This window comes from Cellulomonas sp., from assembly GCF_015234515.1.
Taxonomy (GTDB): Bacteria; Actinomycetota; Actinomycetes; order Actinomycetales; family Cellulomonadaceae; genus Cellulomonas.
The window spans coordinates 358,088-382,527 of sequence record NZ_JADGMY010000028.1 but is presented as its reverse complement, the minus strand read 5'-3'; the positions used below and the strand labels follow the sequence as shown (position 1 = coordinate 382,527).

The 24,440-nt window shown below is 73.0% G+C and carries 21 protein-coding genes and 1 riboswitch; of the genes, 12 read left to right on the top strand and 9 right to left on the bottom strand.

Translation table 11 applies throughout. The annotated features are described in order from the left end of the window. Window positions 1-33: 33 nt before the first annotated feature. The 5 genes from IR158_RS15325 to IR158_RS15305 form a co-directional block, all read right to left on the bottom strand. Window positions 34-1,092 carry an ATP-grasp domain-containing protein gene (locus tag IR158_RS15325; protein ID WP_291814304.1) on the bottom strand — a complete coding sequence of 353 codons (1,059 nt, stop codon included), beginning with the start codon at window positions 1,090-1,092 and terminating at the stop codon, window positions 34-36. Next, on the bottom strand, window positions 1,089-2,207 hold the full coding sequence (locus IR158_RS15320) for a GNAT family N-acetyltransferase (protein WP_291814303.1): 1,119 nt from the start codon (window positions 2,205-2,207) through the stop codon (window positions 1,089-1,091). The genes IR158_RS15325 and IR158_RS15320 overlap by 4 nt, the downstream gene beginning before the upstream one ends. Continuing rightward, on the bottom strand, window positions 2,204-3,343 hold the full coding sequence (locus IR158_RS15315; RefSeq protein ID WP_366928451.1) for an aminotransferase class I/II-fold pyridoxal phosphate-dependent enzyme: 1,140 nt from the start codon (window positions 3,341-3,343) through the stop codon (window positions 2,204-2,206). The genes IR158_RS15320 and IR158_RS15315 overlap by 4 nt, the downstream gene beginning before the upstream one ends. Next, a complete protein-coding gene (locus IR158_RS15310; RefSeq protein ID WP_291814301.1) occupies window positions 3,343-5,121 on the bottom strand; it encodes a nucleoside-diphosphate sugar epimerase/dehydratase in 1,779 nt (592 codons plus the stop codon). Before IR158_RS15310 ends, IR158_RS15315 begins: the two co-directional genes overlap by 1 nt. 113 nt (window positions 5,122-5,234) lie before the next feature. Beyond that, entirely contained in the window at window positions 5,235-6,794 is a 1,560-nt protein-coding gene (locus IR158_RS15305) for a polysaccharide biosynthesis tyrosine autokinase (RefSeq protein ID WP_291814299.1), read from the bottom strand. Between the two features lie 142 nt (window positions 6,795-6,936). Here IR158_RS15305 and IR158_RS15300 point away from each other — a divergent pair, with 142 nt between their 5' ends. Continuing rightward, window positions 6,937-7,416 (top strand): CAP domain-containing protein, encoded by a 480-nt coding sequence (locus tag IR158_RS15300; RefSeq protein WP_291814297.1) that lies wholly within the window; start codon window positions 6,937-6,939, stop codon window positions 7,414-7,416. Window positions 7,417-7,537: 121 nt separating this feature from the next. After that, on the top strand, window positions 7,538-9,022 hold the full coding sequence (locus tag IR158_RS15295) for an NCS2 family permease (protein WP_291814295.1): 1,485 nt from the start codon (window positions 7,538-7,540) through the stop codon (window positions 9,020-9,022). On the opposite strand, the gene IR158_RS15290 is transcribed toward IR158_RS15295, so the two are convergent. Further along, the gene (locus tag IR158_RS15290; RefSeq protein WP_291814293.1) at window positions 8,949-9,431 is read right to left on the bottom strand and encodes a VanZ family protein; all 483 of its coding nucleotides are present in this window, start codon (window positions 9,429-9,431) and stop codon (window positions 8,949-8,951) included. The genes IR158_RS15295 and IR158_RS15290 overlap by 74 nt on opposite strands. A gap of 101 nt (window positions 9,432-9,532) precedes the next feature. On the opposite strand from IR158_RS15290, the gene IR158_RS15285 reads away from it, so the two are divergent. After that, window positions 9,533-10,858 (top strand): UDP-glucose/GDP-mannose dehydrogenase family protein, encoded by a 1,326-nt coding sequence (locus IR158_RS15285; RefSeq protein WP_291814292.1) that lies wholly within the window; start codon window positions 9,533-9,535, stop codon window positions 10,856-10,858. A 40-nt stretch (window positions 10,859-10,898) separates the two neighbouring features. Here IR158_RS15285 and IR158_RS15280 read toward each other — a convergent pair whose 3' ends face one another. Further along, window positions 10,899-12,197 carry an EAL domain-containing protein gene (locus tag IR158_RS15280; protein ID WP_291814290.1) on the bottom strand — a complete coding sequence of 433 codons (1,299 nt, stop codon included), beginning with the start codon at window positions 12,195-12,197 and terminating at the stop codon, window positions 10,899-10,901. A 131-nt stretch (window positions 12,198-12,328) separates the two neighbouring features. On the opposite strand from IR158_RS15280, the gene IR158_RS15275 reads away from it, so the two are divergent. The 4 genes from IR158_RS15275 (at window position 12,329) to IR158_RS15260 (ending at window position 16,923) form a co-directional block, all read left to right on the top strand. After that, on the top strand, window positions 12,329-12,799 hold the full coding sequence (locus tag IR158_RS15275; RefSeq protein ID WP_291814288.1) for a MarR family transcriptional regulator: 471 nt from the start codon (window positions 12,329-12,331) through the stop codon (window positions 12,797-12,799). Next, the gene (locus IR158_RS15270; RefSeq protein WP_291814286.1) at window positions 12,796-14,178 is read left to right on the top strand and encodes an MFS transporter; all 1,383 of its coding nucleotides are present in this window, start codon (window positions 12,796-12,798) and stop codon (window positions 14,176-14,178) included. The genes IR158_RS15275 and IR158_RS15270 overlap by 4 nt, the downstream gene beginning before the upstream one ends. 113 nt (window positions 14,179-14,291) lie before the next feature. After that, on the top strand, window positions 14,292-16,100 hold the full coding sequence (locus IR158_RS15265) for a DUF4012 domain-containing protein (RefSeq protein ID WP_291814285.1): 1,809 nt from the start codon (window positions 14,292-14,294) through the stop codon (window positions 16,098-16,100). 121 nt (window positions 16,101-16,221) lie between these two features. After that, window positions 16,222-16,923, top strand: a complete 702-nt coding sequence (locus tag IR158_RS15260; protein ID WP_291814283.1) for an LPXTG cell wall anchor domain-containing protein — start codon at window positions 16,222-16,224, stop codon at window positions 16,921-16,923. Between the two features lie 89 nt (window positions 16,924-17,012). Here the strand turns inward: IR158_RS15260 and serC are convergent, their stop codons facing one another. After that, window positions 17,013-18,155 (bottom strand): phosphoserine transaminase, encoded by a 1,143-nt coding sequence (serC, locus tag IR158_RS15255; protein WP_291814282.1) that lies wholly within the window; start codon window positions 18,153-18,155, stop codon window positions 17,013-17,015. 127 nt (window positions 18,156-18,282) lie between these two features. Between serC and IR158_RS15250 the strand changes: the two genes are divergently transcribed. The 4 genes from IR158_RS15250 to IR158_RS15235 all read left to right on the top strand — a co-directional run bounded on the left by IR158_RS15250 (window position 18,283) and on the right by IR158_RS15235 (window position 22,123). Then, window positions 18,283-18,972: a metal-dependent transcriptional regulator gene (locus IR158_RS15250; RefSeq protein ID WP_291814280.1), complete on the top strand. Its 690-nt coding sequence runs from the start codon at window positions 18,283-18,285 to the stop codon at window positions 18,970-18,972. Between the two features lie 225 nt (window positions 18,973-19,197). After that, window positions 19,198-19,425, top strand: a riboswitch (cyclic di-AMP (ydaO/yuaA leader). A 3-nt stretch (window positions 19,426-19,428) separates the two neighbouring features. Then, window positions 19,429-20,205 carry a C40 family peptidase gene (locus IR158_RS15245; protein WP_291814279.1) on the top strand — a complete coding sequence of 259 codons (777 nt, stop codon included), beginning with the start codon at window positions 19,429-19,431 and terminating at the stop codon, window positions 20,203-20,205. Window positions 20,206-20,469: 264 nt separating this feature from the next. After that, window positions 20,470-21,018 (top strand): HNH endonuclease, encoded by a 549-nt coding sequence (locus IR158_RS15240; protein ID WP_291814277.1) that lies wholly within the window; start codon window positions 20,470-20,472, stop codon window positions 21,016-21,018. A gap of 172 nt (window positions 21,019-21,190) precedes the next feature. Beyond that, window positions 21,191-22,123, top strand: a complete 933-nt coding sequence (locus IR158_RS15235) for a universal stress protein (protein ID WP_291814275.1) — start codon at window positions 21,191-21,193, stop codon at window positions 22,121-22,123. A gap of 12 nt (window positions 22,124-22,135) precedes the next feature. On the opposite strand, the gene IR158_RS15230 is transcribed toward IR158_RS15235, so the two are convergent. Next, on the bottom strand, window positions 22,136-22,618 hold the full coding sequence (locus IR158_RS15230; protein WP_291814273.1) for an Lrp/AsnC family transcriptional regulator: 483 nt from the start codon (window positions 22,616-22,618) through the stop codon (window positions 22,136-22,138). A gap of 162 nt (window positions 22,619-22,780) precedes the next feature. On the opposite strand from IR158_RS15230, the gene IR158_RS15225 reads away from it, so the two are divergent. Next, window positions 22,781-24,004 (top strand): hypothetical protein, encoded by a 1,224-nt coding sequence (locus IR158_RS15225; protein WP_291814271.1) that lies wholly within the window; start codon window positions 22,781-22,783, stop codon window positions 24,002-24,004. Window positions 24,005-24,440: the final 436 nt, after the last annotated feature.

Below are 24,440 nucleotides of genomic sequence, written 5' to 3'. Positions count from 1 at the left end.
CCGTGCTGCCCTCAGATGGCCGGCGGTCTGATGTCACGGTCGGCCGTCCGTCGTGAGCACTGCGGTGATCTCCTCGTACTTCGCACTCATGACGCCAGGCAGGCCGGCAAGGTGCTTCTCCGGTTCGGGGAAGCCGAGGACCTCTGCGAGGTAGAACGCCGGGACATCCACCCCCGACAGGTGCGTGAAAGGGTACCCACCGCCGAAGCGGGGGTTGATGTCGATGACGTGCGACCGCCCTGCGTCGTCCACGATCACGTCGACGTCGACGAGACCGCGCGGCTCGAGGAGAGCCCCGATCGCCCCGGCTACGCCCTGGAAGGGCGCGGGATCGACCGTCACGGCCTGATCGGTCTCGCCGGCCCGCATGCGCAGCTTTCTACGAGCAGACACGCCCCTCGGGACTCCGCCGTGCGACCCGTGGACGCTGAAGACGGCGTCCATGCCGTACTCCGTCCCGCGGACGCACGGCTGCACGACGACCCAGTCCTCGGGCGTATCGGTCGACGACGCGGACATCGGCCGAGGTGCGTCCACCGTGGCACGTGCGACCGCCGCATGGACGTCGTCGCCGGACACGATCGACAGCCCGGACGAGGCGCTGCCGTAACGGTGCTTGACGACAACCCTGTCGTTCGCTGCGACGAGCGCCGCGACGGCTGCATGGTCGGACGCTCGCAGTGTGGGCGTGCTGTAGGCGGGATCGAGCCGTGAGGCCAGCAGCCACTTGTCACCGGCGACGAGCTGGGCGTCGTTGGTCAGCGACAGTACCGCGGTCCTGTCGCTGCGCAGGTCTGCGGCGAGACCGTCGGACAGCACCTCGAGCTCGTAGTCGTGCAATGACAGGAAGAGGTCGGGCTGCAGCTCGGTGACGATCTCGCAGATCGCCGCTCGGTACAGCGGGTCCGTCACACGCGGCACCTGGCGGAAGACGTCTGCCGCCTGACCAGCCGGCGCGGCCGCGTCGGCGTCGAGCACGACTACCTCGCCGGTGACGTCCAGCTTGGCGAACGCCTCACGGAACCAGCGGACGATGTAGACCCGCCGCCCCCCGGAGCAGATGACGACCCGTAGGTGGCGTCGAGCGGTCATCGGGCGACACGTCCTTCCCTGCGGCTCAAGGGCCGCGTCATCGCGAGCTTTCCCGCTGGCGCGTCGACGTCGTCCCGCTCGACGAACCCGAGCGACCGGTAGAGGCGGATGGCGCGCGCGTTGTCCGTCTTGACCTCGAGGTCCAGCGCCTCCAGCCCCAGCTGCTCAGCGCGGTCGACGCTCGTCGCAAGACTCCGACGGCCGTGCCCGCGCCCGTGCGCCGCGGGGTTGACGTAGAGGTAGTAGAAGGCCCGACCGCTGCCGTCCATGGTCATCCCGCACATCGCGACAGCGAGCCCGGCACGGTCGTGGTGCACCCAGTCGTACCTGCACGGGTCGTCCTGGACCCTGTCGAACCAGGCGACCGTGTCGGGGAGGTTCGCGTCGAAGGTGATCGAGACACCCGCGCGCACGGTCGGGTCGTTGAGCCAGGCCACCCGCGTCTCGAGGTCGGAGCGCTCCAGGCGCCGCTCCACGACGCCGTGGCGGTTCGTCGGCCCGTAGAAGGCGCCCATCGTGGCGTGACCGTCGTGCGCGATCCCGTCGCGACGCAGCACTGCTCCGATCGTCCTGAGCAGGATCGACAGATCGAGCCGCAGAGACCGGCGGTCGACGTACTCGACGTCCAGATCAAGGCGCTCGTCCCAGCCGATGGCGTTCCGGCCCGACACCTGGGCGAGCCCGGTCACGCCCGGACGCACCTCGTGCCGTCGCGCCTGGTGGGCGGTGTAGCGCTCCAGGTAGGTCATGCGCAGAGGACGCGGTCCGACGATGCTCATGTCGCCACGGAGCACGTTCCACAAGGTGGGCAGCTCGTCGAGGCTGGTGGCGCGCAGCCGCTGGCCGAAGCCGGTCATCCGCTGCTCGTTCGTCACGAGACCCTTGGCCGGGTCTACGTCGAGCATCGTCCGCATCTTGATGAGGGTGAACGGCTTCCCGTGGAGCCCGGGCCGCTCCTGCCTGAACAGCACAGGCGTCCCCAGACGGCGCCGTACGGTCAGGGCGACGACGGCTTGGATGGGCGACGTGGTGATCAGCAGTGCGCCCGCCGTGACGACGTCGAGCGCGCGCTTGACCTGGTCGTAGGCCTCCGGCGGACGTGGGGGTGTCGTCAACGGGCACCCGCACGGAGAGCGTCCTGCAGCGTCTCGACGACGCGCGACACCTCGTCGTCGCGGAGGGCGGATCCGCTGGGCAGGGTGATGCCCGTCAGGAAGAGCCGTTCGGACACGCCGGTGAGCCAGCTGCGGCGGTCGGCGAACACGGGCTGCAGGTGCATCGGCTTCCAGAGGTGACGTGCCTCGATCTCGGCGGCGTCGAGCCGCGCCAGCACGGCCGCGACGTCGGTGCCGGTCGTGTGGTCGAGCGTCACGCACGTCAACCAGCAGTTGTCCCCGTCGTCCCCACGGCGCTCGTCGGCCGCGAGGACATGCACGTCGTCGATGTCCCTGACGGCTTGCGCGTAGGTCTCCCGGATCGCCCGCCGCCGCTCGATCATCTCGTCCAGCCGGCTGAGCTGGGCGCGCCCCAGCGCCGCCAGGATGTTGGAGAGCCGGTAGTTGTAGCCGATCTCGGTGTGCTCGTAGTACGCCACCGGCTGCCGTGCCTGCGTCGACAGGTAGCGCGCGCGCCCGATCAGGTCCTCGTCGTCGCTGAGCAGCATGCCCCCGCCGGACGTCGTCATGATCTTGTTGCCGTTGAAGGACAGCGCGGCCGCCTTGCCGAACGACCCGGCGGCGCGGCCGCGGTAGGTCGCACCCAGCGCCTCGGCGGCGTCCTCGACGAGCGGGACGCCGCGCTCGGCCACGGCGTCGACGAGCTCGTCGTACTCCGCGCAGCGGCCGAACAGGTCGACGGTCATTGCGGCGGCGACCGTCGTGCCCTCGCGGCGCAGGGTGTCCACCGCGTCGAGCAGCAGGGCCGGGTCCACGTTGCCGTCGGGTCCTGCGTCCACGAACACCGGCTCGGCCCCGGTGTAGGCGACCGCGTTGGCCGACGCGACGAACGTCATGGTGGGCAGGACGACAGCCGTGCCGGGGCCCGCACCCAGCTCGAGCAGCGCCAGGTGGAGCGCCGCCGTGCCGGACGCCAGCGCCAGGGCGTGGCCGACACCGACGCGCTCGGCGACCTCCCGCTCGAACGCGTCGACCTCGGGGCCCAGGGGAGCGACCCAGCCCGAGCGCAGGGCCTCGAGGACGTACTTCTCCTCGAGCTCCGTCACGTCGGCCTTCGAGAGGTGGATGCGCGCCATCAGGCTGTCACCCGCAGCGGCACCTGCGCCCGGTCGTGCATCCAGCTGCGTGCCGACAGGGCGTCCGGGTGGCGCTGGGACCGGACCTTCGTGGGCGGCAGGCTCGGCACGTCGACGGAGCTGACGAGCGGGTTGCGCGTCGGACGGCGCTGCTCGTGCGGGGAGAACAGCTCCTCGCCGAGCTTCTCGCCGGGCCGCAGGCCGCTGAACTCGATGCCGATGTCCCGGCGGCCCGACATGCGGATGAGCGTGCGCGCGACGTCGGCGATCCGGATCTGCTCGCCCATGTCCAGCACCATCACCTCACCGTCGGTGCCGATGCTGGCCGCCTCCAGCACCAGCTGGCACGCCTCGGGGATGAGCATGAAGTACCGCTCGACGTCCGGGTGCGTCACGGTGATCGGGCCGCCTGCGGCGATCTGCGAGCGGAAGACGTGCAGCACCGACCCGCGCGAGCCGAGGACGTTGCCGAAGCGCACCGAGACGTAGCGCCCGGGCTCCGTGGACGCGAAGTGGGCCGTGAGGCGTTCGGTGACGCGCTTGCTGTAGCCGAGCACGGACGTCGGCGCGGCCGCCTTGTCGGTCGAGATGTTGACGAACGTCTGCACCCCGGCGTGCGCCGCGGCCTCGAGCACGTTGAGCGTGCCCACCACGTTGCTCTTCCACGCCTCGAGCGGGAACGACTCCAGCAGCGGCAGGTGCTTGAGTGCGGCGGCGTGGAACACGATGTCCGGCTGGGCTCCGGCGAAGGCGTCGCGCAGGGCGTCGGCGTCACGGATGTCCGCGAGGAGCACCTCGTCGCCGTCGAGCAGCCCTTGACCTGTCAGGCTGACCTGGGTCTCCTGCAGCGCGGACTCGTCCCGGTCCAGCAGGTACAGCTTGCCGGGGCCGAACCGCGCGATCTGGCGGCACAGCTCCGACCCGATCGACCCGCCGGCGCCCGTGACCAGCACGTTGCGGCCGGAGATCTGCTCGGCGATCGCCGTGGTGTCCATGCTGATGGCGCGCCGCCCCAGCAGGTCGTGCAGGTCGAGGTCGCGCAGGTCCTTCGTGCTGACGTGGCCGTCGATGATGTCCGACAGCGGCGGCAGCGTCAGCACGTCGAGGTCCACCTCCGCGGCCAGCTCCGACAGCTCCCGGATGAGGGCGCCGTCCGCCCGGGGGATCGCGATGACGAGTGCGGTGGCGCCCGTCTCGCGTGCCACCGACGCGATCAGGGTCCGGTCGCCGCGCACCCGCACGCCCTCGACCGGCAGTCGGCGCTTGAGGCGGTCGTCGTCGAGCAGCGCCACGGGGAAGAACCCGCTTCGCCGGTCCTCGGTCATCTGGCGGATCAGGCGACGCCCCGCGTCACCGGCGCCGAAGACGATCACGCGGCGCTGCTCGCGATGCGGCGCGCGTCGGCGCGTGCGCAGGCTGCGGATGACGAACCGCACGCCGAACATGGCGGCCAGTGCGAGCGCACCGGCGATCAGGGGCACGCTGCGCGGCACCATGATCGGGTCGGTCACCAGGGACCAGACGAGCAGCACCACGGTCACCGACACGACCGTGCGTGCGATGTCGACGGACTCCTCGAAGGAGCCGCGCACGTGGCCCACGGCGTACGGACCGATCGCGGCGCCGACGACCAGGTGCAGCACCACGGCGGCCCCCGCGAAGACTGCAGCACGACCGGCGAACTCGTCGATGGTGAAGTCGAATCTCAGCCACGTCGCAAGGTAGATGGCGGTGAACCACACCGCCCCGTCAATGGTCGCCCATGACCACCGATTCATCTCGTACCGTCGCCGAGCAGACTTGTATACCATGCCACGCCCCCCGTGTTCTGCATGCTTGGTTTTACCCTAGGGCATCGCCCGGTAAAACCGAAACCACCGATTTGGCGGCGTCAGGCACGCGGACCTCCAGGCCAGTGCGATGCGGTCGTGGAGTTGCTGCTGGTGATGGTGTCATCGAGCGTATTGACCACATTTGTCACCGGCGGCCGGCTGGACCGGCGGACGGGACGCTTCTGCCCCGGGCGCGCGTGCGCCGCAGGGATTCGTCCCGTGGTCGTCGGGACCGATGTGTGTCCCGATTCTTCCGTGTTTGTTCTCCCGGTCGTCTCCGGGGCGTAGTCGTAATAGGCGTACGTGTCGCCGCTCCTGCGCTCGAGCCGGTTGAGCACGATGCCGAGGATGCGCGCGCCCACCGCGTCCAGCGCGCCGATCGACTCCTGCAGCTGGTGGCGGTGCAGCTTGTCGGCGCCGGCCACCAGGAGTGCGCCGCTCGTCAGGCGCGCCAAGATCGCGGCGTCCGTCACGGGCAGCAGCGGGGGCGTGTCGATGAGCACGACGTCGTACTTGTCGGCCAGCTGCGTGAGCAGCTCGCCCATGGCGCGTGAGCCCAGCAGCTCGCTGGGGTTCGGCGGCACCTGCCCCGACGGCAGCACGTGCAGCCTGCCGTTGCCCCACGGCTGGATGACCTCGTCGAGGGCGGCGCGGCCGATGAGCACAGTCGTCAGGCCGGCGGCGCCCTCGATGCCCATGTACCTGCCGACGGACGGTCGTCGCAGGTCCGCGTCCACGAGGGCGACGCGCGAGCCGGCGTCGGCCAGCGCGATCGCGAGGTTGATCGTGGTGGTGGACTTGCCCTCGCCCGGCAGGGCCGACGTCACGACGAACATCTGCGGTCCGCCGGAGACGTCCAGGAACTGCAGGTTGGTCCGCAGCCGGCGCAGCGACTCCGCGCGGTGGCTGTGCGGGCTCGACTGCAGGATCAGCGGGTGCACCGCGGCGGTGTCGTCGAGGGGGACGGTCGCGATGACGGACGTGTCGGTCACGTCGTGCACGTCGGCCTCGGTGCGCACGCGCGTGTCCAGCAGCTCGCGCAGGACCGCGACGCCGAGTCCCAGCGCGAGGCCGACGACGACGCCGAGGGCCAGGTTGCGGGGGAGGTTCGGCGACGACGGCGACTCCGGTGGCGACGCCACCCGCACCGTGCTGATCTGCACGGGGGAGACGCCGCCCTCGGGCCGCTCGAGGTCGGCGACCTCGCTCGACAGGCTCTCGGCCGCGGAGTTCGCCACGTCGCTCGCGGTCCGCGGGTCTGGGCTCGTCACGCGGATGTTGATCAGCGAGCTGTCCACCGGCGACGACGCGGAGATCGAGCTCGCGAGGGCGTCGGGCGTCGTCGGCAGGTCCAGGTGCTCGATGACGGGCACGAGCACACGTGGCGTCGTCGCCAGCTCGGCGTACGAGCTGACCTGCCGCTGCGTGAAGTTGCTGCCCTGCAGGAGGTCGGACGTCGTCCCGGAGCTGCGGACCGACACGTACACCTGGGCGTGCGCCTGGTACATCGGCGTCGCCGCCAGGGTCGCGGCCACCGCGCCCGCGACGACGAGGGTCGCGATCAGCACGATCGACAGCCACCGTTTGCGGACGATGGACAGGTAGTCCTGGAACTCCACGGCTCTGTACCCCCCCGGGTCGCAGATCGACCAGATGTGCGCAATTGCCCGTGCATGGTCTCACGCACGTGCCCTGACGCCGGTCTGCGACCATCTTGCGGTGATCAGGACCGGATGTCGCCCCTGCGCAACGTTTCCGGTCGTGCGCGCCCTCGTCGTCGCCGTCGTGCTGGCGGCCGTGCCCGCGTGCAGCACGCCACCCTCGCCGGACCCGGCCGGGCTACCGACGAGCGGGACCGCGTCGTCGGTCGCGCTCGAGCCGGACCTCTACGCCGCCGCCCTCGTCGAGGACACCAACGCCACCCGCGTCGCCGACGGGCTGCCGGCGCTCGAGGTCTCCGCGTGCGCGGCGCAGGCGGCCGAGCGGCGCGCGGCGGACCTGGTCGGCGTCGCCGAGCTCACGCACGCCCCGCTGGACGACGTCATCCAGGGCTGCGACGCGCCCCGGACGGCCGAGAACCTCAGCCGCGCGAGCGCTCCGCCCGCGGACGTGGTCGAGGCATGGCTCGCGTCCCCGGGGCACCGCGACAACCTGCTCGACCCCGACCTGCGGCACGTCGGAGTCGCCTGCGTCCCGGACGGCCCCGCGCTGCTGTGCTCGCAGGTGTTCCTCGGCCCGTGACCGTGCGTGGCGCACGATCCGGTGCCGCGCGTAGGCCGTGCGCAGTAACGTGCGTCACGTCCCGGTCACGGGCCCCGCGGGAACGGTCACCGACGGTCGTCGGCTCTGAGACACTTCCGCCATGTCGACAACTCCTCCCCCCCAGGAGACGCGCGACGACGCACCCGCGGCCCCCCGCAGCGCCGTCGACCGGTTCTTCAAGATCACGGAGCGTGGCTCCACCATCGGCGCCGAGGTCCGCGGTGGCCTCGTCACCTTCTTCACGATGAGCTACATCATCGTGCTCAACCCGCTGATCCTCGGCACCATCCCGGACAGCACGGGTCAGTTCCTCGGCGGTGGCGACGCGCAGAACCTGCCGATGATCGCGGCGGCGACCGCCCTGGTGGCGGGCGTCCTGTCGATCCTCATGGGCGTCGTCGCCAACTTCCCGATGGCGCTGGCCGCGGGCCTGGGCCTCAACGCGGTCGTCGCCTACACGGTCGCGCAGCTGCCGGGCATGACGTGGGCCGACGCGATGGGCATCGTGGTGCTCGAGGGTCTGGTCATCCTCGTCCTGGTGCTGACCGGCTTCCGTGGCGCGGTGTTCCGCGCGGTCCCGCGGGAGCTGAAGATCGCGATCGGTGTCGGCATCGGCCTGTTCATCGCGCTCATCGGCTTCGTCAACGCCGGGTTCGTCCGGCAGGGCCAGGGCACGCCCCTGGAGCTCGGCTCCGGCGGGTCGCTCGCCGGCTGGCCCGTCGCCGTCTTCGTCCTCGGGCTCATCGCCGCGATCGTCCTCATGGTCCGCAAGGTCCGTGGCGGTCTGCTGATCGCGGTGATCGGCACCACCGTGCTGGCGCTGATCGTCGAGGCCGTCGCGAAGATCGGCGGCGCGGGCGAGGAGAACCCCGGCGGCTGGCACCAGAACGTCCCGGCGCTCCCGGACTCCCTGGTGCAGCTGCCGGACCTGTCGCTCATCGGTCAGTTCTCGCTGCTGGGTGCCGTCGGCAAGATCGGCGTCCTCGCCGTCGTGGTCCTGGTGTTCTCGATCCTGCTCGCCGACTTCTTCGACACCATGGGCACGATGGTCGCCGTCGGCCAGGAGGCCAAGCTCCTGGACGAGGAGGGCAACCCGCCCCGCAGCCAGCAGATCCTCGTCGTCGACTCGCTCGGTGCGGTCGCCGGTGGCATGGGCTCGGTGTCGTCCAACACCGCGTACGTGGAGTCCACGTCCGGTGTCGCGGACGGCGCCCGCACGGGCCTCGCGTCCGTCGTCACCGGTGTCGCGTTCCTGCTCGCGACGTTCCTGTCGCCCCTGGTGGCGATGGTCCCGTCCGAGGCGGCCGCGCCCGTGCTCGTCGTCGTCGGGTTCCTCATGGTCACCCAGGTCGCCGACCTCGACTGGAAGTCGCCCGAGATCGCGATCCCCGCGTTCCTCACGCTCGCGCTCATGCCGTTCACGTACTCGATCAGCGTCGGCATCGGCGCGGGCTTCATCGCGTTCGTCGTCGTGAAGCTCGCGCTCGGCAAGGTGCGTGCGATCCACCCGCTCATGTGGGTGGCCGCGCTCGCGTTCGTCGTGTACTTCGCGCTCGGACCGATCCGCGACCTGCTCGGCGTCTGACACCTGCACCACCGACGGGCCGGGACCGCACGCCGGTCCCGGCCCGTCGTGACACCAGCAGCAGCCCCAGCACCCCGACCGCCGCACCCAGCGTGTTCATCACGACGTCCTGCAGCGTGGGGTAACGCGTCGGCAGCCACCGCTGCACCGTCTCGATCAGCGCCGACGTGCCCGCCCCGAGCAGCACGACGACCCACCAGGGCCGGCGCAGCAGCAGCCCGACGAGCACCCCGAACGGCACGAACATCACGACGTTCGCGACCGCCTCCATGCCCGGGAGCGTCACCGGCAGCCCTGCCGCGGCGAGCCAGTCGACGAACCTGCGCGCCAGCCCGAGCGTCTCGTCGTCCGGCGGCGCAGGGCGCATCGTGATCACCGCGACGACCGCGAGGTACGCGACGAAGGCCACCCGCAAGCGCGTCCGTGCTCGCCCTGTGACCACGCTCACCCGATCCGCCCTCTGCGCCCCGGTACGCTGCCCGGACATCGTCCTTGAAGCGGGGAGAGCACGTGCGCATCTCGGTCATCGGTTGTGGGTACCTCGGCGCGGTGCATGCGGCAAGCATGGCGTCCCTGGGCCACGACGTCGTCGGCATCGACGTCGACCCGGGCAAGGTCGCCCGCCTCGCCGCGGGGACGGCACCGTTCTACGAGCCCGGCCTGCCCGAGCTGCTCGCGGAGGTCGGCCGCACCGGGCGGCTGACGTTCAGCACCGACATGGCCGCCGCCGCCGGCGCCACCGTGCACTTCCTGTGCGTGGGCACCCCGCAGAAGCACGGCGAGTTCCGTGCCGACCTGTCGTACGTCGAGTCGGCGTTCGAGGCGCTGCGCCCCCACCTCGCACCGGGCGACGTGGTCGCGGGCAAGTCGACCGTGCCGGTCGGCACCGCCGAGGACCTCGCCGCACGCCTCGCCGGATCGGGTGCGTCGCTCGTGTGGAACCCGGAGTTCCTGCGCGAGGGCTTCGCCGTCCAGGACACGCTGCACCCGGACCGCCTCGTCTACGGCCTGCCGACGGACGACGAGGGCGTGCCGACGCCCGAGGGCGACGCCGCACGGGCCCTGCTCGACGAGGTCTACGCGGCGCCGCTGTCCGAGGGCACGCCGCTCGTCGTCACCGACTACGCCACCTCCCAGCTCGTCAAGGTCGCCGCCAACTCGTTCCTCGCGACCAAGATCTCGTTCATCAACGCGATGGCCGAGCTGTGCGAGGCCACGGGCGCGGACGTCACGAGCCTCGCCGACGCGATCGGCTACGACGCGCGCATCGGTCGCCGCTTCCTCAACGCCGGCCTCGGCTTCGGCGGCGGCTGCCTGCCGAAGGACATCCGCGCCTTCATGGCCCGCGCGGGCGAGCTGGGCGTCGACCAGGCGCTGTCGTTCCTGCGGGAGGTCGACGCGATCAACATGCGCCGCCGCGTCCGCATGGTCGACCTCGCGCGCGAGGTCAGCGCCGGGTCCATCGTCGGCAAGCGCGTCGCCGTCCTCGGCGCGGCGTTCAAGCCGAACAGCGACGACATCCGCGACTCCCCGGCGCTGTCCGTGGCGGCGCAGATGCAGCTCCAGGGTGCCCACGTGACGGTGACCGACCCGCAGGCGGTCGAGAACGCGCGCGCCAAGTGGCCGGACCTCAAGTACGCGGCCACGGCGCTCGAGGCGGCGCAGGACGCCGACGTCGTCGTGCTCGCCACGGAGTGGGACGAGTACCGCGACATGGTCCCGGAGGACCTGGGCGAGGTCGTGGCCCACCGCGCCATCGTCGACGGCCGCAACGTGCTGGACCCGAAGGTGTGGCGCGCCGCCGGCTGGACCTACCGGGCGCTCGGCCGGCCCTGAGGCCCGTCCGCCGTCCGGTCGTCGCCGACCGGTCGGGCCGTCACGCCCGCGCGCGGGCCCAGTGCGTCGCGACGTCGTACCGGTCCCAGCGCGGGGCCATGGGCCCCTGGCCCTTGCTCGCGTTCACCAGGATCGCGGTCTGCCGCAGCGTCAGGCCCACGAAGCGTGCCCGTTCGAGGATCTGGTCACCCGGGTCCTCGGTCCGCGGACGCAGCACGGGTGCCGGACGGCGGTACAGGTCGACGGCGCCGTGGGACGTGGAGAGCACGGTCACGCCGTTGCGGGCGGCGTGCTCGAAGATCGCCAGGAGCACCGCGCTGTCCTCGGAGGTCGTGCGCGCGCCGGTCTCGAGGTGCGTGTCGAGCAGGATCGCGTCCAGCGGCAGCTCGTCGAACGCGGCGAGCGGCTCGCGTCCCGACCCGTAGCGGGTGAGCACGATGCGGTGACCACGGGCGCGCAGCGTGCGCAGCGCCTGCTGCACCTCGTCGAGGACGGCGAGCCACGCGGACACCCCGACCCACACCCCCGGAGGGCACAGGTCGGTGAGCGCCTGCGTGAGCGTGGCACGTGCCGGCCCGGTGCCCGACAGCACGGCGGAGACGTCCCACATGACGGGCTCGTCGCCGGTCTGCGCCGCGACGACCTGCGGCATGGCCTGGTGCGCAGCGGCGGCGGCGTCGACCGACCGCGGTGACCGCGTGAGGGCCAGCAGGCCCTCCGCGCGGTCCGCCGCGGCAGCGCCGACGCGCGCGGCCTGCAGGCGCACCTGCGTGCCGAACCGTCGGCCGGTCGTCGCGTCCCACAGCGGGCGGGTGCGCGCGGCCCCGGCGGCCCACTGGTCCTGGTCGGGCACCACCCCGCGGGGGAGGACCAGCCGCTCGAGGGCACGGGCCACCACGTCGGACGACTCGCGCGAGGGTCCCTGCGCGGCGGACATGCGCGGCACGGCGCCGGCGTCCCGGGACACGCGGGTGGTCAGCTCGGGCAGGCGGCTGCGGAGCTGCTGCGCCTCCTCGGGTGTCCCCAGGGCGAGGTAGGCCACCGCCGCCTCGCCGATCGCGACCGCGGTGCCGCTCTGCCCGGCCCAGTGCTCCAGGTCGCGGCACAGGACGCGCTCGGCGACGTCGAGCCCGCGTGCGCGACCGGGCAGCGCGTTCGTGGTCGCCGTGTCGTACGCGAGCGTGACGACCGTGAGCACGGCGTCCTCGGCGCGCATGCGCGGGCACTCGGCGTGCAGGGAGACGGCCGTGGCACGGTTCGTCACGGGGTCGGTGGTCGAGGCCATCAGGCCCTCGGCCACGAGCGCGTCGTTCGAGACGCCCCAGTTCGATCCTTGCATCGAGCCTCCCCCCGGGGCCTCGACCTTGGCGCACGACGCGACGGGCGCGCAAGTCGTTCGACGGGTGAGATGGTGACCACCGGTAAGGATCACGGGTCCTGACTCGCAGTAATGATGTAGGGTAAGTACCCGTGTCGACCGTCTCCCCGAACCCTCCACCCGAACCCGCCACCGCGTCGGCGGGCACGGACCTGGCCCTCGCTGCCGACCTGCGGGTGACCCTGAGCCGGGCCACCCGCCGTCTCAAGGCCGAGCGCGGGGAGGCCGGGCTCTCGGACCCCCAGTTCAACGTCCTGGCCATCCTGCTGCGCGAAGGGCCGACGAGCCCGGGGCGGCTCGCCGAGCACGAGCGCATCGCCGCTCCCGCCATGACCCGCACGGTCGGGTGCCTCGCCGACCGTGGCCTCGTCCGCAAGGACGAGCACCCCACCGACGGGCGTCAGGTCGTCGTCAGCCTCACCGCCGAGGGTGAGGCCGAGGTCGCCGAGACCCGCCGCCGCCGGGATGCCTGGCTCTCCGCACGTCTCGCGGGTCTCGACACCGAGGACCGCGCCGTGCTCACCCAGGCCGCCGAGATCCTCCGGAGGATCACCGCGTCGTGAGTGCCACCTTCTCCTCCCTCTCCTTCCGCAACTACCGGCTGTGGTTCGCCGGCGCGCTCGTCGCGAACGTCGGCACGTGGATGCAGCGCGTCGCGCAGGACTGGCTGGTCCTGACCGAGCTGACCGACGAGTCCGGCATCGCCGTCGGCATCACCACGGCCCTGCAGTTCGCGCCCACGCTCTTCCTCTCCGCGTGGGCCGGGCTCCTGGCCGACCGCTTCGACCGGCGCAAGCTGCTCATCGCCACGCAGGTGGGGCAGGGCGTCCTCGCGGCCGCCCTGGGTCTGCTCGTGCTGTCGGGGAACGCCCAGCTGTGGCAGGTCTACGCCTTCGCCGGGATGCTCGGCGTCGTCACCGCGATCGACGGGCCCGTCCGTCAGACGTTCGTCGCCGAGCTCGTCCCCGCCGGCCGGCTGTCCAACGCCGTGGGCCTGAACAGCGCGTCGTTCAACGCCGCGCGCCTCGTGGGCCCTGGTCTCGCGGGCCTGCTCATCGCCGCCGTCGGCAGCGGCTGGGTGTTCGTCATCAACGCCGTGACGTTCGCCGCGACCATCATCTCGCTCGTCCTCATGCGCCGCAGCGAGCTGTACCCGATGCCGCACGCGTCGCGGGCCAAGGGGCAGATCCGCGAGGGCATCGCCTACGTGCGCAACCGCTCCGACATCATCGTCATCATGGTCGTCGTCGGGGTGGTGTCGACGTTCGGCCTCAACTTCCAGCTCACCAGCGCCCTCATGGCGCGCACCGAGTTCGGGCGCGGTGCGCAGGAGTACGGCATCCTCGGCTCGGTCCTGGCGATCGGCTCGCTGACCGGCGCGCTGCTCGCGGCCCGCCGCGAGCGGCCCCGCGTGCGGCTCGTCATCGGGTCCGCGTTCGCGTTCGGGATCACGACGGGCGTCATGGCGCTCATGCCCACCTACGTGTCGTTCGCCGTCGCGTGCATCCCCGTCGGCTTCGCGTCGCTCACGATGATGACGGCCGCCAACACGAGCATCCAGATGTCCACCGACCCGAAGATGCGCGGGCGGGTGATGTCCCTCTACATGATCGTCTTCCTCGGGGCCACGCCCGTCGGCTCGCCCATCGTCGGGTGGATCGGTGAGACGTTCGGCGCCCGCTGGTCGATCGGCGTCGGCTCGATCTCCGCGCTGCTCGTCTCGGTTGGTGCCGCCTGGTGGGCCCGCAACCACTGGGACGTGCGGGTCCGCTACCACGTGACGTCGCGCCCGCACATCGAGGTCGTCCGCCTCGCGGACCGCGCCCCGGTGCCGAGCGGGGATGCCCAGGAGGTGCCCACCGCTGCAGGGGAGCGGCGCGCGCAGGACGCGCCCGCGCGGGTGCGCGCGCAGGACGCCGCGGACGCGCAGCACGCCGCCTGATCGGCGCCCGGCCCGGCCCGACTGCGTCGGCGCTGGGCCGAGCGGGCGGACTCACGGGTGAAACGGCACCCGGGAGGCGATGTCCGAAAGGTCCGATGTGCCACGATCGGCTCGTGGACACGACGGGGGCTCCGGCCGAGCACGACGGTGCGGCGCTGGCGGTCGCGCGGCGGGCCGAGCCGACTCCGGTCGGGCCGCGCCGTCGGCGCGCGCTGGCCTGGACGCTCGTGCTCCTGGTCGTCCTGGTGCTGCTCGCCGTCGGGTGGGTCGCCCTGCGTGCCTGGCAGGCGGCGTCCGCGCTGCAGGACGCGCGCGCGTGGCTGGGTGACGTCGAGCTCGACGCGGCGTCCGTCGACGCGGTCACCGACGACCTCGACGCGCTGCGGGAGTCCACGCAGCGGGCTGCCGCCGCGTCGTCCGACCCCGTGTGGCGTGCCGCCGAGGGGCTCCCGTGGGCGGGTGACCAGCTCGAGGCCGTCCGCGTCGTCTCGACGTCGCTCGACGCGGTCGTCGCCGACTCGCTCCCCGCCGCCACCGACCTGCGCGCGCTCGCGGGCGGTGGCCTGCGCCTGCCCGACGGCCGGTTCGACGTCGCGGCCCTGCGCGAGGTCGCCGCCCGCGTCGAGACCGCCGCCGGCACCGCGGCCGACGCCCACGCCGACGTCGCGGCGCTCGACCCCGACGCGCTCGTGGAGCCGCTCGCCGACCCGGTGCGGCAGGTGCAGGACGCCCTCGCGCGCATCGACGCCGGTCTCGGGCCGGCCGGCAGCGTGGCCGGCATCCTGCCGGGCATGCTGGGCGGTGACGGGCCGCGCACCTACCTCGTGCTCGCGCTCAACACGGCCGAGCTGCGCCCTCCGGGCGGGATCGTCGGCACGGTCGTCGCCGTGCGGGTCGACGACGGCGCGGTCTCACTCGTGGACAGCCGCTCCACCCGGGACCTGCCCGGCCTGCCCGCCGCCGTCGCGCCGCTGACGTCCGAGGAGCTCGACACCTGGGGCCCCCGCCTGGGCAGGTGGATCCAGAACGCGGTGCTCACGCCCGACTTCCCCCGTGCGGCGGAGCTGGTCGCGGCGCGGTGGGCGCACTCCGTCGGGGGGACGGTCGACGGCGTCGTCGCGACCGATCCCGTGGCGGTGGCCGGGCTCGTCGCCGCCACCGGATCCGTGGCCGACCCGGACGGCGGCACGCTCGACGCGGACGGCCTGGTCGACGCGCTGCTGCGCGACTCCTACGTGCGCCACCCGGACCCCGCTGCGGCCGACGACTACTTCGGCGCGGTCGCGGCCAGCCTCGTCGCGTCCGTCGGAGCCGGGACGGGGGACTCGCAGGCCCTGCTGCTCGCCAGCCGCCGTGCGGTCGACGAGAGGCGGGTGCGGGTCTGGTCCGCGCACCCCGACGAGCAGGAGCGCCTCGCCGCGACCGTCGGGGGCGGCGCCTTCACGTCCTCGGAGCTGTTCGCCGACCAGGCCGGGGTGTTCCTCGCGGACGCCACCCAGGGCAAGCTCGGGGCCTACCTCTCGACGGACGTCACGTTCCGTGACGCGCGGTGCACCGGGCCCTCGCCGACCGTCGACGTCGTGCTGCACCTGGACTTCCGCCCGCCCGACGGCGTCGAGACGTGGGGCCCGTACGTCGCGGGCACGCCGGGACCCGAGGTGGCGCTCGGCACGCTGCTCACCAACGTCTCGGTGTGGTCCGCCCGGGACGGCGCGCCGCTGGTCGTCACGCGCGACGGCGCGCCGGCCACCGGAAGGGTCACCACGGTCGCAGGACGCACGGTGCAGGAGGTCGCGTCCCGGCTGACCCCCGGCCAGACGCAGGACCTCGTGGTCACCGTGCCGCTGCAGGACGGTGCTGCCCAGCTGTGGACCACACCCACGCTGACGTCGCCGGGAGCCGTGTCCTACCGCTGCGAGTGAGGGCACGCACGGTCGGGTGAAAAGTGTCCGATCTGTCCGGTTCACCCGAATGGCGATAGATTACGCGCGCCCCTGGGGAGAGGATGAAGCACGAAATGTCCGATTCCACGTGGGAGCCAGCATGCGCGCGTTCATCAGGGTCTGCGCCGTCGCAGGCCTCGTCCTGGCGGCCACGGGCCTCGGCCCGGCCGCGACCGCAGCGACCCAGCAGCCGGTGCCCCCGCCTGCGGACGGCTGCACGCGGGGCGTCGACGACTACGGGGCCGAGCTGCCCTGCGAGGTCGACGTCACCATCCTGACACCTGTCTGCGACAACGACGTGCCGAAGCTGCGGTACGCCGTCACGCCGGTGGGCACCGACCGGACCAGCGTCACCATCGCGTTCGTCAACCCCGGCGGCGACGACGTCGTGTACGCCGACCAGCCGCTGTCGGGGACCGTGCTGTGGCCCGGCGCCGTCGTCGGTGCCGACGGCAAGGGTGCCGACTGGCCCGGCTGGCGCCTCGAGGGCGGGACCTGGGTCGAGGGCGACGAGTTCGACTGGGTGCGCCCGTCCGTCGAGGTGACCTTCGAGGTGAACCCCAGCGCGTCGGCCGTCGTCGCGTACCCGCCGTCGAGCCCCGTGTGCCTCACCGGGCCCGAGCGGTCCGACGTCCTGGTGGCCGGCCCCGACGCCCCCGCCGCCGCGGCCGCGCCGGCCGCCGAACGGGCCGAGGTGCTCTCGGCGACGGGATCGACCGCCGGACCCCTCGCACTCATCGCGAGCGGGCTCGTCCTCGCCGGCGTCGGTGGGGTGCTCGCCGCGCGGCGCCGTCGCGCCTGACGTCGTCCGACGCGGTCCGACCCGGGTCTGACGCGCACAGGGCCCGGCACCTCGCGGTGCCGGGCCCTGCGGGCGTCGCGCGCAGCGGCTCAGCCGAGGCGCTGCACGACGTGGTCGATGCACGCCGTCAGCGCGACCACGTCGTCCGGGTCGACCGCCGGGTACATCCCGACGCGGACCTGGTTGCGGCCCAGCTTGCGGTACGGCTCGATGTCCACGACGCCGTGACGCCGCAGCACCGCGGTGACCGTGGGTGCGTCGATCTCCGGGGCGAGGTCGATGGTGCCGACCACGGGGGAGCGCAGCGCGGGGTCCGCGACGAACGGCGTGGCCCAGTCCCGGCTCTCCGCCCACGAGTACAGGTGCCCCGACGACGTGGCGGTGCGCTGGGCCGCCCACGCGAGCCCGCCCTGCTCGAGGATCCAGTCGAGCTGCTCGGCCAGCAGCACCAGCGTGGCCAGCGCCGGGGTGTTGAGCGTCTGGTCGGCGCGCGAGTTCGTCACGGCGGCCGTGAACGACAGCGACTCCGGCACCCACCGGCCCGCACCCTCGATGCGTGCCGCCCGCTCGACGGCCGCCGGCGACGTCAGCGCGAGCCACAGCCCGCCGTCGGACGCGAACGACTTCTGCGGGGCGAAGTAGTAGACGTCCGTCTCGCCGACGTCGACGGTCGTCCCGCCGGCGGCCGACGTGCCGTCCACGAGCACGAGAGCGCCCGCCTCGCGCGAGCCCGGGACCCGGCGGACCGGGGCGATCACGCCCGTCGACGTCTCGTTGTGCGGCCACGCGTACACGTCGACCCCGTCCGTCGGCGGCGGCACGGCCACCTGCCCGGGCGGCGCCGTCGTGACCTCGGGGACCGCGAGGAACGGCGCCCGCGTCGTCGCCGCGGCGAACTTCGCCCCGAACTCCCCGAACCGTGCGTGCGCCGCGCGGTCCTGCACCAGGCACAGCGTCGCGACGTCCCAGAAGAGCGTCGACCCGCCGTTGCCCAGGACGACCTCGTACCCGTCGGGTGCGTCGAACAGGGCGGCCAGGCCCGCCTTGACGCGTCCGACGAGGGCACGGACGGGCGCCTGCCGGTGGGACGTGCCCAGGAGCGTGCGCCCCACGGCGGTCAGGGCGTCGAGCTGCGCGGCGCGCACCTTGGACGGGCCGGACCCGAAGCGCCCGTCACGCGGGAGCAGGTCGGCAGGGATCGTCAGGCGGGCGATGGCGTCGGCGTCGGGCACGAACCGAGGATATCGACGCGGCCAGCGCGGCGGCGGTCCCGTCCGCCCGCGTAGGGCCGACTACCCTGGGCCGCAGCATGCGGCGCGGGTGTCCCCGGCCGTTCGACGCGACGTGGGAGGCCGAGCGGTGAGCGACCTGATCGACACGACCGAGATGTATCTCAAGACGATCTACGAGCTCACCGAGGAAGGCATCACCCCCCTGCGTGCGCGCATCGCCGAGCGCCTCGGGCACTCCGGCCCGACCGTCTCCCAGACGGTCGCCCGCATGGAGCGGGACGGTCTGGTCGTGGTCACGGGCGACCGTCACCTCGAGCTGACGGGTGACGGGCAGGCGAAGGCCGTGCGCGTGATGCGCAAGCACCGCCTCGCCGAGCGCCTCCTCACGGACGTCATCGGCCTCGACTGGCCGCACGTCCACGAGGAGGCGTGCCGCTGGGAGCACGTCATGAGCGAGCGCGTCGAGAAGCGCCTGGCCTCGCTCCTCGACCACCCGCACTTCGACCCGTACGGCAACCCGATCCCCGGCCTGGACGAGATCGGCGAGGAGCGCACGCCCGTGCGCTTCCTCGACGGTGTCGTGCCGCTCACCGCGCCCGGCGCGGCAGCCGACGGCACGGCCGTGATCGCGCGCATCGCAGAACCGCTGCAGGTCGACGTCGAGCTGCTCACGCGGCTCGCGGACGCGGGTGTGACGCCGGGTGCGCGGGTGACGGTCGAGCGGTCCGCGGGCGTCGTCACGGTCGGCGTCGAGGGTGCGAGCACGGTCCTGGACCTGCCGACCGACGTCGCCCGGCACGTCTTCGTCGGGGCCTGATCCGCCTCCTGGTGCCGCGTGAGCCCCGCCGTGGCGCGGGTGAGTCCGTTTCGCCCGGACGTGCAACGGCCTGTGCGTCTTCGGTCGGCGTTCCGTCGGCGTGTCGCCCGGCGTGTCGGACGATCGTCCATGACAAGTCCGAGATCTTCGTGACCGGAGCGTGACAATCCACGAGGGCGTCATGTACGTTCGACCTGCTTCTCGGAACCCTCCTCCAGGAAGCCCTCGAGCGGAACGCCGAACCCTGCCGCCGCTCGCAGGTCCGTACGACTCGCCGGCAGGGGCGGGGGAACCACATTGTGGGCATCGGAACCTCGGTGCCCTTGGGGTGAAGCCGGGACGACGGCGCGACAGCGGTGCACGCAGGTGTGCGGCAGGTCGTGACGGATGACCGGCCGGGTGTTCTCCCACCCGAACCCGACAGCTCACCTCGTAGGCGACAGGAGAGGCAACTCGTTGTCCGAAAGCACCAACCGGGCGCGCCACCGCGCCGCGCGACGTCCTTCGACGCCGCTGACCGAGCTTGCGAACGCCGCCTCCGAGCAGATGGGTACCGTCGGTCGACGCTCCGCTGTCGTGGCCGCCTCGTCCGGGCTGATGGTCTCGATGATCGCCGTCCCGTCCTACGCGGCCGACCGTGACAGCGCCCCAGCGCTCGCCGCCGTCGACACGTCCGCCCTGACGGCCTCCGCTCGCGCCGTCCTCAACACCTCACCCGTCGTGGCGTCCCCGGCCGAGGCCGCGTTCACCGTCGACGCGCCGGTGATCACGGCTGAGAAGCCCGCACCGCCGCCGCCGCCCGTGCGCACCACGCGTGCCGCGTCCCGTACGGCCGAGCGTGCCGCGACGGCCGCGACCGCCGCGGCAGCGACCACGAGCAACCCGGTCCCGCAGTCGGTCGCCGGCAACGCGGTCCTCGAGGTCGCGGCCCGCTACGTGGGCGTCCCGTACGTCTCCGGCGGCGCCAGCCCCGAGGGCATGGACTGCTCCGGCTTCACGTCGTACGTCTACGCGCAGCTCGGCATCACGCTGCCGCGCACGTCGTCCGCGCAGCGCAACGCCGGCACGGTCGTCTCCCGCGCCGACGCGCAGCCCGGTGACCTCATCTGGAGCCCTGGCCACGTCGGCATCTACGCCGGTGGCAACCAGATGATCGACGCACCCCGCCCGGGCAAGACGGTCCAGTTCCGGGCCATCTGGCAGAGCAACCCGACCTTCATCCGGATCGGCTGACACGACCCGTGCCGCGAGGCCCCGACGACGTCCACGTCGTCGGGGCCTCGTCGTCTCTACGGGCCTCGTCACCTTCACGGGCACCCGCCGCTCGGCGCGGCGGTCGCGCCTCCGTCACGCTTGTGGACCATGTGCCGGACCGGTCTCGGCGCCCGCCTCGGCGGACAAAGGGCGTGCGCGTACCCTGGTCCCGCATCCACGCTGTTCCTTCTCGTTCGCGGACCGGCAGCCAGCCGGTCCGACCCCCGAGGTCAGGAGTGCACCGTGCTGACGACCGCCGCCGAGCAGGCCACCCACCACGACGTCGAGCGCGCCCCGGTGCCGTCCCGCGCGCTGCTGCTCAACGCCACCGGTGACCCGCTGTGCATCGTCACGCTGCACCGGGCGGTCATGCTCGTGATGAGCGGCAAGGCGAACGTCGTGGAGTCCGACGGTCGTGTGCTGCACTCCGCGCACCTGCAGATGCCCCTGCCGGTCGTGCTGGTGCTCACGCGGTACGTGCACGTCCCGCACCGCCGGCCCGTGCCGCCGACGCGACGCACGGTGCTGCAGCGCGACGACCACCGGTGCGCGTACTGCGGAGGCGGCGCGGACACGGTCGACCACGTGCAGCCGCGCTCGCGCGGCGGACGGCACGAGTGGACCAACGTCGTCGCCGCCTGCGTGCGGTGCAACCACCGCAAGGCCGACCGCACGTTGCACGAGCTGGGGTGGGAGCTCCCCTTCCGGCCGCGGGCGCCCCGATGGTCCGTCACCGTGGGTGGCGCGGCCGGCCGCGCCGAGCCGGCGTGGTCGCCGTACCTCGTCGCCTGACCCGCGCCTCGACCCGCGCACCTCGGTCGGCGCCCCGGGGTGTCCGCGGGCCGGTCCTGCGGCGACCACGTCGCGGGTCCTGCGCCGCCGACGCGTCGCGCTGTGCCACGATGGCCGGGAACCGGACACCGGGCCGGCGCGACGTGGCGCCGGACGCGACACGGAGGGCGACATGACGCGGGAGCACGAGATCCTCGTGGGGGTCGACGGGTCGATCGCCGGTCTGCACGCCCTGGACTGGGCGGTCGCGGAGGCCCGCAGGCGCGGCCTGGGGCTGCGGCTGGTCGTGGCGTACTCGCTGCCGTCCTTCACGGCGGCGTCCCTCGACGGAGGCTATGCCGCGCTCGACGACGAGACCATCCGCAGCGGTGCCCAGGCGGTGCTCGACGAGGCGCTCGCCCACCTGCGCGACCCCGGGGTGCCGGTGCACGGGCGGGTCGTCACGGGCGACGCAGCGGGTGTGCTCGTGGAGGAGTCGCGGAGCGTCGAGCTCGCCGTCGTGGGGACCCGGGGGCGCGGCGGGTTCGCGGACAGGCTGCTGGGGACGGTCTCGTCGGCGCTCCCTGCGCACGGCTGGTGCCCGACGGTCGTCGTGCCGCTGCGGGGTGCCGACGGCGAGCCGCTGCGCGACGGCGAGGCGCCGCAGGTCCGGCCGGTCCGCCGCATCGTCGTCGGCGTCGACGGGTCGCCGCCCGCGGAGCGAGCGCTGCGCGCCGCGATCCGGGAGGCGCAGGCGTGGGACGCGGAGCTGTTCGCCGTGACGGGTGTGCCGATCGCCTCGATGACCGGGGCGCTCGCGTGGCTGCCGTCCGCGATCGACTACGAGCAGGTCCTCAAGGACATGGCCGAGGGGCTCGACGTCGTCGTCGACCGCGCGCTCGCCGACCACCCGGGGACGGAGGTGCGGCGCCGGGTGCTCGACGGCACGGGCGCCGAGCTGCTGACGGAGTTCTCCGCGGCCACGGACCTCGTCGTCGTCGGGTCACGGGGGCGCGGCGGCTTCGCCGGTCTGCTGCTCGGGTCGACGAGCCAGGCCGTGCTGCACCACGCGCGCTGCCCCGTGATGGTCGTGACGACGCGCTGCGAGGACGTGGCGGAGGGCTGACGACGCACCCGTTCAGGGCGGTCCGGGCGCGTCCGTGACGGGGAGCGCGTCGGGGCGCCGCACGAGTGCCGACAGGACGACGGTCGAGCGGGTGCGCGCCACGAACGGCTCGGCCGCGAGCCGCTCGACGACCTCCTCGAGGTGGCGCATGTCGCGGGCTCTCACCTGGACGACCAGGTCGACGTCGCCCGTCACGGTGCTCGCCGACACGACCTCGGCGTAGCGCTCGACAGCGGTGCGCATGGTCGCCGGGCTCGTTGAGCCCTGGCAGAAGATCTCGACGAACGCCTCGGTGTGCCAGCCGAGCGCCGCGGGGTCCAGGCGCACGGTGAACCCGCGGATGACGCCGCGCCCGCGCAGCCGGTCGACGCGCCGTTTGACGGCCGGCGCCGACAACGAGACCTCCGAGCCGATCCTCGCGAAGGTGGTGCGGGCGTCCCGGGCCAGGGCCCGCAGGATCGCCTGGTCGATGGCGTCGAGCTGGTCGGGGTCCACGTGTCCCATCGTGGCGGAACCTCCGGTCCGTACCGTCCGCCGGAACTGCACCAATGTGCAAGACAAGTGACCATATGTGCCCCCAATTGCGGCGCGCATGCTCAGGTCGGACGCTGCAAGTGCCGATGAGGTCGCAAGAGGCGACCACCCAGGGGGGACCCGATGAGCGGACGGCAGGACACCGGCGCGCGCCGGCCGGGCGACCGGACCAGCGGGGCAGCCACCAGCGCACCACCTGCCGCCGGGGCGGCGCCCGCAGCGGGCTCGCCACCACCGGCGGCACAGCCCGTGAAGCCGCTCATCCCGACGCAGGCAGGGCACCTCGTGTCGGCACCCGTGCCCGTCGTACCCGCCCGCGTGGTGCTCGCACCCGCGACGGAGCGCCCTCGCGCGCGGCAGGTCGTGGCGCTGCTCACCGCGGCCGCCGTGCTCATCACCTCCGGTGGCGTGTGGGCAGTCCAGCAGGAGCGCGGCGAGCGTGCCGAGGCACGCCGCGCAGCGCAGGCCCGCGTCGACGGCGCCTACCTGGCTCTGGCGCCCGAGCTGGCGGCCGGTCGCGTCGACGGTCTCGTCGCCGGGACCGCGGTCGTCACCGCGCTGCGCACCGACGCGAGCACCACCGGCCGCGCCGCCGTGGAGCGCGCCTCGGCGACCCTCGCGGGGTCGGCGCAGGCCGGGGACGGCCCGCGGGGGGCGCTGCAGGCCGCAATCGACGGTGCGGCCCGCGCGCTCGATGCGCCTGCCGTCTCCTTGACGTCGCTGCGGACGTCGAACGCCGCCCTCGCCGGCCCCGAGAAGGCCGTCGCGGACGCGCAGGCGGCGTGGCAGGCAGCCGAGGACGCGCGCATCGCGGCCGAAGCCGCTGCTGCTCAGGCCGCCGCGCAGGCGGCAGCAGCCCGCGACGCGGCGCGCGGGTCGTCCAAGAGCAGCACCACCCGCCGTGCGACGAGCGCGGGCTCCGGCACCCGGGCCGGCACGAGCACCGGGGGGTCGGCAGGCGCACCCGCTGCCGGGGCACCGGCCGCTGCCGGACTTCCCGCGGCAGGCTCCGAGGCCTCGTCCGGTGACGTCGGTGCGGCCCTCAACGCCCACCGCGCCGCCAACGGGCTGGGCGGTCTGTCGATCGTGCGCTCCGGAGCGCGGGTCGAGCACGCGATGCAGATGGCTGCGTCGAACAGCATCTGGCACTCGGGGACACGCGCCGGTTCACCCAAGGCGCGCCCGGAGATCGTCGGGCGCGTGAGCCCCGGCAACGCGACGCGCATGATCGCGGCGTATGCCGCCTCGAGCGGTCACAACCAGCAGATGCTGGGCGGCTACTCGACGGCCTACATCGGCGCCGTCTCCTACGACGGCTGGCTCTACACCTCCATCACCTTCGGATGACCCCCAGGTGGGGTGAGAGTGCAATCCAGTCACCTCCCCCCAGGTGGGGTGAGAGTGCAATCCAGTCGACTGCCCCCCAGGTGGGGGTGAGAGTGCAATCCAGTCGCCTGCCCCGAGGTGGGGGTGAGAGTGCGATCCGGTCGCCTGCCCCCAGTTGGGGTGAGAGTGCAATCGAGTCACCTTCCCACCCCCGAGGTGAGGGTGAGAGTGCAATCCAGTCACCTTCCACCCCGAGGGTGAGAGTGCAATCCAGTCACCTTCCACCCCGAGGGTGAGAGTGCAATCCAGTCGCCTGCCCCCCAGGTGGGGGTGAGAGTGCAATCCAGTCGTGCGGTGGTGACTGGATTGCACTCTCGCGCCCGTGAAGGGTGGGGAAGTGACTGGATTGCATTCTCGCGTGCGGAGGTGGTGACTGGATTGCACTCTCGCGCCCGTG